Below are 13,173 nucleotides of genomic sequence, written 5' to 3' on the forward strand. Positions count from 1 at the left end.
ATCTTAGGTTCCATTCTTTTGGTTTGTCCTGGTCTTTACGCGCATTGGCGACAAAGGAGGACATAAAAAATACGGTGTTCCAACCAAAAAATAGCGTCTATTACTTTAGCCTATGCTGTAATCTCGTTTGCATGTCTTATTACATTGTTTTACGTCTCATCTGGCGGATATTGGTTTGTTGCATTGGCCATATGGTTGTTAAGCCAGATACTATCAGTGGGAATTGGAAAGCGTGGTACATTTCGTCAGGTAAGGGATGGGGCATTTATTGGTTGGTTTGTCTCGTTACCACTTTGTTTGGTGTGGTGGTTTAACGCAAGCTAAAAATTAAAACGTGATAGCTAGGCCGCAAACGGGCTTGCTACTGTAAGGCTTGCTTGTAAACCAGAAATTATGTGTTTTTATGACCAGAATAATTGCAATATTCATAATGCTTTTGGGGCTTCCTTGTTACGGTGAGGTGGACGCATGCTCTGGTCTGGAAGAGGTTTATACGCCACAGCCTAAATATCCGACTTATGAGCAGGTAAAACACATACTCCCTGGGACGAGTTACGTTCATGTTTTCGTCGAAGGTTATGTCAAAGTTAAGTTTACCGTTCTAACTGATGGAACTGTTAAGAACGTACTTATTATTGAATCTGATAATCGTCCAACGAGAAAGGTTAATCAATCGATGGAAGGCTTTCTTGAAATTAATGTTGTGCCAACTGTAAGTAATTGGAAATATAAGCCAATTGCAGCTCCGTGTGAAAATGAGCATAAGTTTCGGTACGAACTTGCAGATAATGTGTAACAATATTACATATTTTTCGCCTTGAGTGGTTGGGGGCTAAGTCTCTGGTTAATTCCTTCTTGTACAAAATTTTGTGTTTATAAGGAGATGCTTTTGAAATTTAAGCTTGTAGCTTTCAATTTGGACCTGTTTTATGCATGGAAAAAATATTTCGGAAATCTCGACGATTTCGAAATAATTGATGGAGATATTTTAAAGGAAGATGGCGATGCTATAGTTAGTCCTGCGAATAGCTTTGGTTACATGGATGGGGGGCTTGACCTGAAATATAGTAAACACTTTGGTTGGGATCTGGAGTCAAAATTGAGGTCTGTGTTGGAGGAAAAGTATTTTGGGGAGATTCCAGTTGGTAATGCGATTATTATCGAAACGGGTATAGAAAGGGTGCCTTTTTTAGTAAGCGCACCAACCATGCGGGTTCCATCAAATGTTTCAGATACTGTTAATGCATACTTGGCATTTAAAGGAATTATACAGGCGTGTCTTACGCATAATATGAAGAGCAGCCGAAAAATAGAAACTGTTTTGTGTCCCGGGCTTGCAACTGGTGAGGGAAAAATGCCAGCCGAAATATGTGCAAAGCAAATGTATATGGCATATAGAACAGTGTTAGGCGGTCAAATGCTTAAACAAGGCGGTTTGGCTGCGGCCGTAAATAATCATATGCAGCTTCTAAATGTAGAAAATAAGTAATAGGTCGCACTAGTGAATTTTTTGTTTCTTCTGATTTATGTTGGAACAAGAATGTGTATCAAAAATTATCGGGTGTTAGGTGTGACAAAATGCTCAATGTCTTCATTCTTATATCGCGAGAGAAAGCACCCGGTATTAGGCATTAAATCGTGAAATTTATTGGTTTAGTATTGATAGTGATGCTTTCCCCCATGGGCTATTCAGAGCCGGATTGGGAAGATATGTACTCTTTCTTTATTGCGGAGTTTGAAAATAAGGCAGAATCAGGAGAGGTGCAATCGGCATACTCCGGGTATGCCTTATTACTGAATCACGGATTATTAAAGCCAAGTCGAAAAGCGATCGACCTGGTTTGTGAATCAATGATTGAGGTAGTCCCCATTGAGGAGGTTGAAGAGCTTGAAAAATCTATCCTCGTGTGCGGTAGAGAGCGTCTTGAACCTTGGTTGGCAGATAGACAGTATTTAGCTTGGAAAGATTCAAAGCAAAAGTCTGTGCCCCGTCTCAAGTTGCCTTGGTGGGCAAAATTTCGAAAGTTTGATGGTAACGTAACTATAGAGTTTCAAGTTGATAAGCTAGGTAAACCAATAAATATCGAGGTACTTGCGGCAGATAAAAAGATACTCATTAAACCTTCTATTGAAGCATTGGAAAAGACGCGATATGAACCGGCTACTTTCTATGGTGAAAAAATGATATCCAAAAAAAGGAAGTTTAAATTTAGCTGGGTAGCAGAATAAGTGAGTGCCCAGTCGGGTTTGCGAATTTGCCTGTTGGATGTTGTTGGATTTTGTGCAATGCTTTGTACATTTTTTCATAGAATCAATGTGGTAAAAATGGCGGATCGCAAGAGGATATAAAACCTGAAAATTATGTAGCGTAATATAGTCAACATGATTGGGTGGTCTATTTTAGAGGCTGATTTTTCATTTTTTTCAGGTGAATGGGTTAGAGTGGCGGATATCATAAATATGTTTTTATCGAGTGCGAGGGGTATGAATAGATTGACTTTTATCCTGTTGCTTATCGTTTCAGGCTGCACCTCAATTATTGAAACGGTAAGTGAGAAGGAATACGCCATTATTAGCGCATTCAAAAAGCAGAATAATTATAAGTATGGGCGGGCAAAAATATCTCGCACTAATAAATACCCAGATGAACCAGATAAAGTTGCCATTTTGAAAGAAATCGGTTTCGTAGAAACTGGATTTGAAATTCATTGGCACTCTATAGCGGATGAAATTCTAAGAATCGACGTTATTTATGAAAAGTGTGAATCAAATACATGTGTATATGGCTTTGCAAATAGTGTTTGGGTCATGCATTAAGCTGTTATACATGTTTAGTTATTCTTACCTAGGTATGCGGCTTCATCTCCATACGCTTTACCTGGGCTGTGGCTCATTTTCTAGATGACAGTTTACAATATGAGAAGTTTTAGTTGTTGTTTTTATATTATTTTTTAGTTTGTTTTGCTGGTGTTTATCGTTTTACATTTTACACCGATAACGCTTCTTGTTGGCCGTCGGAATAGAAAAAAGCGAGCGAATATCCTGGCCGAGGATAGTGCAATAGAGAACCTAAATTTAGGTTGAGGTAAAGTAGGTGCTTATGAGAAAAATGCTATTTATAGTAATCGTGGTCCTACTTTATGGTTGTGATAAACATGATCCATCTTACGCGTTAAATAAAAAGTTGGAGAAGCATAGATCGGAGCTGCAAGCCTTAGTCGAGGGAGGCTCCGTTTCTCATGAGGTTGGTGAGGCCTTGTTGGTGCTAGGCCGGGTTGACGAAGGAATTGATATGCTGGAAAACTTAAGAGCCAATGGCGATGATATCGCCTATTACAAACTTGCCGTTTACAAAAGTGAAGGGTTGATTATTCCCAGAGATAAGCTCTACGCTGAGAAAGCCTTGGCTGAGTTGTGCGAAAGCTATATTGAACCTTGTTCCAGGTTAGGCGCCTTATATCGTGGAGAGGGTAAATTGAAAGAAGCTGAAAAGGCCTTTCTTAAATCTGCGGATAGTCATGATATATGGGCTGTCTCATCGTTATATGAAATATACTCGGATTCGACATGGGAAGGGTATAATCCAAAAGCCGCAGATTATTGGAATGCAAAATACAAACAAGCAAAAGAGTTCGGAGAGGATTCATTAAACAGTTTAACTAAGCATTCAAGGGAGGGAGTCTCATTAAACTGAATTTTTAAGGATGAAAGATTGATATATTAATATAATGTTTAATTTTAAAATATTGTTTGGTGTGTGAGTTTTATGCTGGTTCAATGGCCTAACGAAAAAAACCTGATTAAAATGATGGTTAAATTGTTGCCAAATTTTGCCATAGGTTATCTGGTATATTACGTGAGTGAGAACGTATTGTTTGGCGTATTAGTTTTTATTCTTATGCTAGTTGTGGTTGTAAAAGTTAAACGGTATTCTCTCAATTCTCAGTTCATTAAATACCTGGAACGGATTGGTGAAGAGTTTGGGGGCGATTATTCTTTAAAGCTCCATGAATCTGAAATTATGGGTTTTGTTCCTTTTAATGGTCAGTATGCACACTGCAGTGTCTATGCTGATGAAAGCGGAATTGTTCTGCGCAAACGACGTATCAAAAGATATATTCCTTGGTCGTCGGTATTAAATTACCAGCTCAAACGCTATCTTGGTCATTCTATTATTGAACTCAGCCTTAAAAGTCGGGAGGAAAATGATAGAGTGATTGTTCCCTGGAATGATAAGTTTAATGAATATCTTTCTTTAATTTGACGGCGTTAGATTATTGCGTATGTCGAAATCAGATTATAAAAGGCACTGATGTGTCTATTTCTGTACAAAATTAACTAATGATAGGCCCCTAGAAGGATTGGTATACATGGAATTGTTAATGAAAAAAATTATCTTTGTTACTTTCTTGTTTTTAAGTGGTTTCAGTCTTGCAGACAATAATGTGTTTCCGTACCAACAATACGTCTGTCCTCCCTGTTATCACGTAAAGGACATCTTTACCGCTAAAACATATTCTCATGACGGACAATGCCCCGTATGTGGTATGGATTTGATTGAGTTAAATGAGCCGAATGACACTTCAATCGATTTGCATCCGGGGTCCGGTAATTTCAATGTTAAAACTGTCAAAGGTACAGTAATTTCCGTTTTTTATCATAAGCCAGAAAAATTTGATTCCAGCTCAAAAATATTATTGGTTATTCCGGGTGCCGGGCGAAACGCGTGGGATTATCGGGATACTTGGGTTGAAGCGTCAGAGAAATATAATGTATTAGTGCTTTCGCCAGCCTATGATAAACAGCATTACGATTATGCCGCTTATCATTTGGGTGGGATATTGGATAAGATCGAATTTACCAACTACACGGTGAATAAATCCGAAGGCAGGGTAAATAAATACCGATTAGATGATAAAGACATTATAAAAGGCAAGTTAACGCAGACGAATACTTGGATATTCAATGACTTCGATTCTATTTTTGATCAAGTTGTGCAAGCTGTAGGGTCAAAGCAACAGACTTACGATATTTTTGGTCACTCCGCTGGCGGACAGATTCTACATCGGATGGCGATCTTTCGGCCTGATTCAAAAGCCAAGCGCATTGTTGCCTCTAATGCGGGTACCTATACGTTATCGAATTTTCAATATGATTACCCTTTAGGCTTAAGTGAAACCAATTTAGAAGAGGCGATGTTGAAGGACGTATTTGCTACCAACCTGATCCTGCTTGTTGGTGAAGAGGATAACGACCAAGAAACACGCGGAACTATGCTGCACACGCCAATTTTAGATAAGCAAGGTTTGGGGCGGTTGGCTCGTGGGGAATTTTTCTATCGCGAAGCTAAACCCCAGGCAAAAAAGATGAATGTTCCGTTTGCATGGCATTTCTATAAAGTGAAAGGTGTGGGACATGAATATCGGAAAATGAGCCGTGCCGCAGCCAACTTACTTTATGACAAGAAAGTTCATAAAGGAATCGTTCATGTCTCCGATTAACACATGAATTATATGGGATGTTTTCCCGTGCTTAGGTTTCAAACCGATAGCCGATATCCCGAACCGAGATGATATGTTTCGGTTCGCGGCTATTGTCTTCAATTTTCTTTCTTAGGGTGTTTACACATCTGTCCACGCTGCGTTCAGTTGTCATAACGCTGCTATGCCATAGGGTGTTGAGAAGGAGTTTATGCCGGCTCTGGTGCGATTTACTGTGAGGAATTAATTACCGCTCTGCAAAGCCAGGCGGTTGGATTTTGGGGAAAGTGCCTGGGTACCCGCCAGGTTTATGGTGATTTCCAGCAGCAGGTTCCAGGTGTCTTCGTTGGCGATACCTTTAATGGATTTGTCTGCCAATAAACATTTGCGAATCAGTTGATGCAGGATTTTCAGGTCTAACCGATGCAGCGCTTGTTTAACTAATGTTTTGCGGTTATCCCAAACACCGTTGCGCTGTGCAACTTGATCAAAGCTTTGCCCCAGTTGCAGGGCTTCTTTAATGGTGGCCAGTGTGCGTATTTCCCGCGTCAATGCCCAGAGCACAATCGGCGCCTCGGTGCCTTCGGCTTTTAAGCCGTGCAGGTTGGCTACGGCGGCGCGGCTGTCACCACTCAGTGCTTTATTAGTTAAATTAAACACGTCGTATCTGGCGGAGTCCATTACCGCGTTGCTCATGGTCTGCGCATCCAGGTGGTTACTGTCTGCGATGAGTTTAAGCTTTTCCACTTCTTGCACAGCGGCAAGTAAATTGCCTTCTACTTTTGCGCACAGTATTTCGATGGCTTGTGGTTCGGCCGTCAGGCCTGCTTGCTTCAGGCGTTGTTCGATCCAGCGTGGCAGTTGGTGAGCTGCTACTGGCCAGACTTGTAGAATATCCGCCACGGAATCCAGAGCTTTGTGCCACTTACTGTTTTGGGTTTTTTTATCGAGTTTGGGAAACACCAATAGCAGTAAATTATCGTCGCTCGGTCTGGAGCAGTATTCGATAATGGCTTTTGCCCCGGCGTCTCCGAGCTTGCCATTAATGACGCGTACTTCAATAATTTTTTTTTCGGAAAACAGGGACATGCTGTTGGCACTTTGCAGCAGCGTTTCCCAGGTAAAGCCGGCGTCGGTATGGTAAAGCTCCCGCTCGTCATAACCGGCCTGGTGGGCTTGCTGTCGAATTAAATCGCAGGCTTCCTGAATCAGTAGCGGTTCATCACCACTGACAACATAAATCGGTGCAATACGTTTGCTGAGTGCGTTTTCGAGTTGCTCTATGCGCAGTCTGGCCATTGTGCCGAATTACTCGTCAGAACCTTTAGGCATTTTAATACGGGCAAGAATCTGTCGAGCAATTTCCTTGCGCATTTCCTCTAGCAGTGCGGCTTGCTCCTGATTTTCCGCCATGATTTGTTGTGGATCGAAATCGTAGGCTCGGCGAGAATAAAGCGTTTGCTGTTCTTGCTTGGTCACGCTGCCGTCTGCTTGTTGGAAGGTGTAACCGAAATCCACTTGCAGGATAAGTTGATATTGAATGGTGATGCCGGTTTCGTTCATCGCCATCGAACGTTTGCTCAATTGTTCGGTGGCAATATAGAGCTGAACTGGCGAGTCTTTTGTTTGTGCGATATTTCTAAGCTTGAGCACTTCGTTCAAGTAGGGGCGCAGTTCACTGGACTGACGGGAGTAATGAACATAAATGGAATCGATTTGCACAGCCTGTGTGCCATTTGCTTCGGTACCACGCAATTGCCACCCGCAGCTTATGCAAGCCAGGGTGGTGAACAGCAATAAAAAGGTGCGGCGAATCGATTTCATGTATTTACTCTACATTAGTTGGCAACAACGTTGACCAGTTTGCCCGGAACCACAATCACTTTGCGAATCATTTTGTCCTCAATAAACTTGTGCACGTTTTCGTTGCCGAGTGCCAGTTTTTCCAGGGTTTCTTTGTCTGCGTCTGCCGGTACTTCCAATTGAGCGCGTACTTTTCCGTTTACTTGAACCGCAATATTAATGTTGTCTCTGACCAGAGCGGCTTCATCGTAACTTGGCCAGCCAGCATCGAGAATACTGTCGCTGTTGCCCAGTTTATGCCAAAGCTCGTGACATATATGCGGAACAATCGGAGCAAGTAGCAGCACGCTGGCTTGCAGTGCTTCACGTTCCACCGCCAAGCCTAAAGGTGTGCCTCGGTCAGCACGTTTGCCCACTTCATTGAGCAGTTCCATTGTGGCCGCGATTGCGGTGTTGAAGGTTTGTCTGCGGCCATAGTCGTCGGAGACTTTCTTAATGGTTTCATGGGTTTTACGGCGAACGGCTTTTTGTTTATCGCTGAGTTCATCGGCGTTAAGTTCGCCAGGCGTACCCGCAGCAATATGGCTGGTGACGGCTTTCCACAGTTTTTTCAAAAAGCGTGAGGCGCCGTCTACGCCGCTTTCTGTCCATTCCAGTGATTGCTCCGGTGGTGCGGCGAACATGGAAAATAAGCGCACGGTGTCGGCACCGTATTGGCTGACCAAATCTTCCGGGTCGACGGTATTGAGCTTGGATTTGGACATTTTTATCATGCCTCCATGCTCAACCGCTTCTCGTGTTTCTTTGTGAACTGCGGATTGAAATCGACCTTTATCGTCTTTGGTGATTTCCACATCGCTGAGTGCAATCCACTCTTTGATTTCTTTGTCGCCTTCTTTTTTGATTTGGTAGAAGCTATCTGCCAGTACCATGCCTTGGCAAAGCAGGCGTTCAAAGGGCTCTGGGCATTCCACTAAGCCTTCGTCGCGCATTAATTTGTGGAAGAAACGTGCGTAAAGCAGGTGAAGAATCGCGTGCTCAATTCCCCCAACATATTGGTCGACCGGTAACCAGTAATTGGCTTTGTCCGGGTCGATCATAGTTTCTGCGTTGGGGCTGGTGTAGCGCGCGTAGTACCAGGAGGACTCCATAAAGGTGTCGAAGGTATCGGTTTCGTGTTCTACCGCCTGGCCGTCCAGTTCGTCTTTGCACCACTCTTTATCGGCTTTAATGGGCGATTGAACACCGTCCATGACTACGTCTTCTGGCAGTAATACGGGTAGACGATCCGCTGGAACGGGAATTTCACCACCGTCGGGCAGGTTGAAAATCGGGATCGGTGTGCCCCAGTATCGTTGGCGGGAAACGCCCCAGTCTCGAAGTCGATAATTGGTGGTGACCTGGCCTTTTTTGGCGGCGATCAGGGTTTGGGAAATGGCTTCGAAGGCGGAATCGAAGTCTAGGTCGTCGTATTCACCTGAGTTAACCAGAATGCCTTTTTCAACAAAGGCTTCTTTTTCCAGGTCGATTTCTTCATCGTTTGCCGGTGCGATAACCTGTTTGATCTCCAGGCCATATTTCTTGGCAAATTCCCAGTCACGCTGGTCGTGAGCGGGCACCGCCATCACGGCACCGGAGCCGTAATCCATCAAGACATAGTTACCCACCCATACGGCCACTTCTTCACCGGTAATGGGGTGCAGGGCTTTGAGGCCGGTGTCCATGCCTTTCTTTTCCATATTGGCCATGTCGGCTTCAGCAACGGACTGGGTTTTACATTCCTGAATAAATGCCGCCAGTTCAGCATTGTTTTCTGCTAATGCCTTGCTGATAGGGTGTTCGGCAGCAAGGGAAACATAAGTCACACCCATTAAAGTATCGGGGCGGGTGGTGTACACATCAAAGCTGGTGACGCCGGCAATTTCTTCCAGAAGGTCGAAACGCATTTCCACACCACGGCTTTTGCCGATCCAGTTGCGTTGCATGGTGCGAACCTGTTCTGGCCAGTTGGGCAGTTTATCCAGGTCGTTGAGCAGTTCTTCGGCGTAGTCGGTGATTTTAATAAACCACTGCGGGATTTCTTTACGTTCTACTGCGGTGTCACAGCGCCAGCAACAACCATCCACCACTTGCTCGTTGGCAAGTACGGTCTGGTCGTTGGGGCACCAGTTAACAGCAGAAACTTTTTTGTAGGCGAGGCCTTTTTCATACAAACGGGTAAAGAACCATTGCTCCCAACGGTAGTAATCCGGTTTACAGGTGGTGACTTCTCGCGACCAGTCGAAACCAAAGCCCAGTTCTTTCAACTGTTTACGCATGTAGTCGGTGTTGCTGTAGGTCCAGGCTGCGGGCGCGGTGTTGTTTTTGATGGCCGCATTTTCCGCCGGTAGACCGAAGGCATCCCATCCCATTGGATGAAGAACGTTTTTGCCCTGCATGCGCTGGAAGCGGGCGATCACATCGGTGATGGTGTAGTTACGCACATGCCCCATATGTAAACGACCGCTGGGATAGGGGAACATGGCCAGGCAATAGAATTTTTCTTTGCTGGTATCTTCGGTGACTTCGAAGCTTGTGTTGTCTTCCCAAAACTTCTGAACTCTTGGTTCAATTGCGGAGGGGCTGTAACTGTCGTTCATGGGGGGCGTATAACCTGCGTTAATGTCTAAGTAGAATGAACTGTGTTTGGTTTTTGAGCATTGGCCTGATTTGAGGCGTATTTTGCCTGAAATCTGTACCTGAAAGGGCACACATTATAGGGGGAGTGTGGCAGGAAATATAGCGCAAGCACCGGGCGGTGCTTGACGGGTATTGGGTTTTTGTCGGTATCTGGGACGTTGGCGTCTTTGGGGTTCTCAGTGTGAGCGACTTAAGCGGACTTTTTCGGTTTTTGCAGCACGGGCCAGTTCGTTGAAATCAGACACATATTGATCCAGTTCTTTGTCCATTTTGTGCTTTTGCTTGGGTGTCAGATTGTTCAGGATTTTGGCCATCAGGTCATAGGTCAGAACCTGATTGTAATCCAGTCGGTCTTGTAACTCCTGATCCCAATAATCCGTTCGGTAGAAAAGCAGTTCCAATAGGGTGTTTTCCATTTTTTCCTGATTGGCTCGATCGTCGAAGGCCGCTTTCAGGTTTTGTGCCCATGTTTCCTGCTGCTTTAAGGTGAGTTCTTCGTAGGGCTTCAGCTGGGTTACCCACTCGTTGACCCATTGTTTCTGTTCTTTGGTGAATGAGCCGAAGAGCCTTTGGGTGTTCTTTTCCAGTTCTTTTATGCGTTCTTTATAGACTTTGTCCAGGGAAACATTCACATGTTTCTTGGCGTATTTTTCCCGTTCCTTGGCCATTTCAGCAATGACCTCGGCGACCTGTTGGTCGGAAAAGGTGGTCATGATTGCCGCAGCTTCGGGTATTAGCCTGTGAGCAGACGTGTCGAGCAGATCCTGTATCTGATCCGTTTCCCAGTGAATGGATTGTCCGGTCACGGCTTCTTTAGTTAGGCGTACTTTGAGGCCTTCAACGTAGTTTGCGTAACGGGGAAGTTGTGTTGCACGGTGCCATTGATGAAAATCGTCGACAATGCCTTTGGCCTTCTCTTTTTGCTTAGCGTCTAGGGTCACATAGTTGTCGATTTGCCAGTGAATAATGAAATCGAGAAAAGAATAGGCAATTTTGGTTTTACAGCTTGTGAGCAGTAAAAGGCAAAAGCAGGCCAGGAATGTGCGCTTGAGTATTGATGACGAAATTTTCATTCGGTGCAATAGGTATCGTTGTCGGAAAATGAACTGGCCGGCATTATACCCAAGCTCGGTAATCTTTTTAACGAGGCTTTTGTAATACTTTGTCTATAGGGTTTTTAAAAACTCGACCAGTGCCCATCGTTCTTCGTCCGTAATTGGGGTTTGAAGTTCCATTTTCGGATTACCGTTTTCGTCCAGAAGCGGTTTGCCTCCTGGCCCCTTCATAATAATGGGCGTTTTTCCTGTTACGTATTCGTGGCCCTGATTGCCGTTCCCCGGTAGGCTGGTATCAAATATAAACAGGCCGGGGTACTTGGTGGCGTCTTTGGAAACAAAGCCAACTTTTTTCGGGTCGAATTCCCGGGAGCCAAGTGTGAAGCGGTATGGGCGACATTGGTCGCTATTTTTTTGTGCTTGCTGTTGCGTACACTTAGGCAAAAATAATTCATACAAGCTTGGTATTGAACCGTTATGTAAATAGGGGGCTGTCGCCCAAATACCATTTAGTGGTCGTGCTTTAAAGGCGTCAAAGTAAACACTTTGATCTGTGTTTGGCGCAAAATTTAATTCGCGCACACGGTTTTCCACCGGGTTGGTTTTGACCGAATAGATAAGCTCGGCTAACCGCAATGGGCCACGAATTCCCCAGGGCGCGTCGAGGCTGGGTTGGACCAGGCCACCTCGTCCTGCTTCATTCACTAAATCCAGAACCAGTGCATCCTCGCCAATAATCCGGGTGTTGGGGTCATCTGCATCAATGGGTAAACCTTTGAAGTAACCACTTTTTCCGCGGTAGTTCAGGGCATTCTTTAGAGTTTGAGTATCTGTGCCAAGTAATTCCGAAGAGGTAAGTTCGGCAGTGATTAAGCGATTCGGGTCGCGGGAGTTAATGAGTTCGTGGCAGTCGTGGCAACGAAATTTTAGATAAACCCCCATGCCTTTTTTTGCCAGTTTTTCATCGACCTTTGGAAATTGTTCTGGCCACTTGGGCGAAGTTAGTTTGCGTATATGTTTTTCCAGACGGATCAGGTTCATGATATCCATCGAGGTGTTGTAGCCTTTATTTCCCGGCTGAGGGGAAAGGTCCATAGTGGCAAATACTCCCATAACTTCGCCAACGTTGCGACCTAATGCACCGATACTGGCGTTACCACTGATGGCATTCCACTGCACAAAATCATGTTGTGGTGTATCCCAAAGTTGTGGGTAATTCACCGGCGCATTCGCCGGATTGGCATTGGTGGGGTCTTCGGGGGTGAGGTGGGCCAATATGCGATTGTAAATGCGTCCGAAGGCATCCAGACGGCCATAGCCGTAGCGAATTTCCTGTCCGTTGTTTAACGGTTTATTTGCTGTGTTGTAGGCTCTGAGTTGATCTCGAGTGGTAATGAGTTCAGCGTGGATTTCTTGTGACGCTTCTTGTTTATTATGCCCAAGTATATTTTTTGCCAACCGATGGAATTTAGTTGGGGTTTCGATAGTGGCGGTCAGTGCCTGCTCCAACTCCAGCATAAAGCTTTCCATATCGGCATAAGCTGGTGCGCCGTCTATTCGTATTCCCACTCCCTGATAATTAATTTGTGCTGTGTGGCAACCGGCACATGTCAGTCCGATATATTCTTTGTTTTGGTATGTGTCGCGTACAAATCCGACCGGCAGAGCGTCCGGGTTTTTATTCGATGCGGATTGAGCGAGGTAGCGAAAACGACGCATATTGGCGTCCGAGCGAAACAGCTCCGTGGAGTGCGCCTGTTCCAAATGGAGAAATAGTTTGTAGGGCATCAGATTCGAGCCCTGAGTGGTGTTGTAAAACCAAAGGCTATCTGACGGTGACCAGTTTTGATTCAAATAAACGATTGTTTTAGCACTATCGCCAAATTGATCTTGTGCCGATGTTTTTGCTCCTCGGTCTGAGGAATCAAAAAAACCTTGGGAGATATAGGTACAACCGGTGAGTACACATAAAGTTAAAACCAGCTTTAGTGTAATTGAATGCTTCATCCGCAGTCCTTATGAAGAGACAGTATAAATTCAGGCTCTTTTATTGTTGTGTTGGGCTGAACAGAAATCGGAGGGGATCTTAAACGAAATAATTCAAAGAATCACGTCAAGTTTGGAAAACAATGAAAATTTAATAATTACATTGTTTT

13 protein-coding genes are annotated in these 13,173 nt (G+C 44.4%); 7 read left to right on the plus strand and 6 right to left on the minus strand.

What is annotated here, in order from left to right:
- The first annotated feature begins 403 nt into the window (after positions 1-403).
- The 7 genes from P5V12_RS21575 to P5V12_RS21605 all read left to right on the plus strand — a co-directional run bounded on the left by P5V12_RS21575 (position 404) and on the right by P5V12_RS21605 (position 5,501).
- Positions 404-796, plus strand: coding sequence for an energy transducer TonB (locus tag P5V12_RS21575; RefSeq protein ID WP_316955152.1), 393 nt, complete (start codon positions 404-406; stop codon positions 794-796).
- A gap of 93 nt (positions 797-889) precedes the next feature.
- Entirely contained in the window at positions 890-1,489 is a 600-nt protein-coding gene (locus P5V12_RS21580; protein WP_316955153.1) for a macro domain-containing protein, read from the plus strand.
- 149 nt (positions 1,490-1,638) lie between these two features.
- Positions 1,639-2,229: an energy transducer TonB gene (locus P5V12_RS21585; RefSeq protein WP_316955154.1), complete on the plus strand. Its 591-nt coding sequence runs from the start codon at positions 1,639-1,641 to the stop codon at positions 2,227-2,229.
- Between the two features lie 255 nt (positions 2,230-2,484).
- Complete coding sequence (locus P5V12_RS21590) at positions 2,485-2,817, plus strand: hypothetical protein (RefSeq protein ID WP_316955155.1); 333 nt, start codon at positions 2,485-2,487, stop codon at positions 2,815-2,817.
- Positions 2,818-3,109: 292 nt separating this feature from the next.
- On the plus strand, positions 3,110-3,694 hold the full coding sequence (locus tag P5V12_RS21595) for a hypothetical protein (RefSeq protein ID WP_316955156.1): 585 nt from the start codon (positions 3,110-3,112) through the stop codon (positions 3,692-3,694).
- A gap of 72 nt (positions 3,695-3,766) precedes the next feature.
- Positions 3,767-4,264: a hypothetical protein gene (locus tag P5V12_RS21600; protein WP_316955157.1), complete on the plus strand. Its 498-nt coding sequence runs from the start codon at positions 3,767-3,769 to the stop codon at positions 4,262-4,264.
- A 118-nt stretch (positions 4,265-4,382) separates the two neighbouring features.
- Positions 4,383-5,501, plus strand: coding sequence for a heavy metal-binding domain-containing protein (locus tag P5V12_RS21605; RefSeq protein ID WP_316955158.1), 1,119 nt, complete (start codon positions 4,383-4,385; stop codon positions 5,499-5,501).
- A gap of 31 nt (positions 5,502-5,532) precedes the next feature.
- Here the strand turns inward: P5V12_RS21605 and P5V12_RS21830 are convergent, their stop codons facing one another.
- From P5V12_RS21830 to P5V12_RS21630, 6 genes are all read right to left on the minus strand, one after another.
- On the minus strand, positions 5,533-5,655 hold the full coding sequence (locus P5V12_RS21830) for a helix-turn-helix domain-containing protein (protein ID WP_410483312.1): 123 nt from the start codon (positions 5,653-5,655) through the stop codon (positions 5,533-5,535).
- A gap of 68 nt (positions 5,656-5,723) precedes the next feature.
- Entirely contained in the window at positions 5,724-6,779 is a 1,056-nt protein-coding gene (holA, locus tag P5V12_RS21610) for a DNA polymerase III subunit delta (protein ID WP_316955159.1), read from the minus strand.
- 9 nt (positions 6,780-6,788) lie between these two features.
- Entirely contained in the window at positions 6,789-7,304 is a 516-nt protein-coding gene (lptE, locus tag P5V12_RS21615; protein ID WP_316955160.1) for an LPS assembly lipoprotein LptE, read from the minus strand.
- 14 nt (positions 7,305-7,318) lie between these two features.
- Positions 7,319-9,922 carry a leucine--tRNA ligase gene (gene leuS, locus P5V12_RS21620; RefSeq protein ID WP_316955161.1) on the minus strand — a complete coding sequence of 868 codons (2,604 nt, stop codon included), beginning with the start codon at positions 9,920-9,922 and terminating at the stop codon, positions 7,319-7,321.
- A gap of 216 nt (positions 9,923-10,138) precedes the next feature.
- Entirely contained in the window at positions 10,139-11,035 is an 897-nt protein-coding gene (locus P5V12_RS21625) for a DUF6279 family lipoprotein (protein WP_316955162.1), read from the minus strand.
- A 93-nt stretch (positions 11,036-11,128) separates the two neighbouring features.
- The gene (locus tag P5V12_RS21630; RefSeq protein WP_316955163.1) at positions 11,129-13,024 is read right to left on the minus strand and encodes a di-heme-cytochrome C peroxidase; all 1,896 of its coding nucleotides are present in this window, start codon (positions 13,022-13,024) and stop codon (positions 11,129-11,131) included.
- Positions 13,025-13,173: the final 149 nt, after the last annotated feature.

Origin of the sequence: Teredinibacter sp. KSP-S5-2 (assembly GCF_032773895.1) — a bacterium.
Classification (GTDB): Bacteria; Pseudomonadota; Gammaproteobacteria; order Pseudomonadales; family Cellvibrionaceae.

Excerpts from the sequence above, each read along its gene's own strand:
- P5V12_RS21575 (WP_316955152.1), top strand. The coding sequence starts at position 404 with ATGACCAGAATAATTGCAATATTCATAATGCTTTTGGGGCTTCCTTGT.
- P5V12_RS21590 (WP_316955155.1), top strand. The coding sequence starts at position 2,485 with ATGAATAGATTGACTTTTATCCTGTTGCTTATCGTTTCAGGCTGCACC.
- P5V12_RS21830 (WP_410483312.1), bottom strand. The coding sequence starts at position 5,655 with ATGACAACTGAACGCAGCGTGGACAGATGTGTAAACACCCTAAGAAAG.
- P5V12_RS21630 (WP_316955163.1), bottom strand. The coding sequence starts at position 13,024 with ATGAAGCATTCAATTACACTAAAGCTGGTTTTAACTTTATGTGTACTC.
- P5V12_RS21595 (WP_316955156.1), top strand. The coding sequence starts at position 3,110 with ATGCTATTTATAGTAATCGTGGTCCTACTTTATGGTTGTGATAAACAT.
- P5V12_RS21600 (WP_316955157.1), top strand. The coding sequence starts at position 3,767 with ATGCTGGTTCAATGGCCTAACGAAAAAAACCTGATTAAAATGATGGTT.
- holA (WP_316955159.1), bottom strand. The coding sequence starts at position 6,779 with ATGGCCAGACTGCGCATAGAGCAACTCGAAAACGCACTCAGCAAACGT.
- P5V12_RS21625 (WP_316955162.1), bottom strand. The coding sequence starts at position 11,035 with ATGAAAATTTCGTCATCAATACTCAAGCGCACATTCCTGGCCTGCTTT.
- P5V12_RS21605 (WP_316955158.1), top strand. The coding sequence starts at position 4,383 with ATGAAAAAAATTATCTTTGTTACTTTCTTGTTTTTAAGTGGTTTCAGT.
- leuS (WP_316955161.1), bottom strand. The coding sequence starts at position 9,922 with ATGAACGACAGTTACAGCCCCTCCGCAATTGAACCAAGAGTTCAGAAG.
- lptE (WP_316955160.1), bottom strand. The coding sequence starts at position 7,304 with ATGAAATCGATTCGCCGCACCTTTTTATTGCTGTTCACCACCCTGGCT.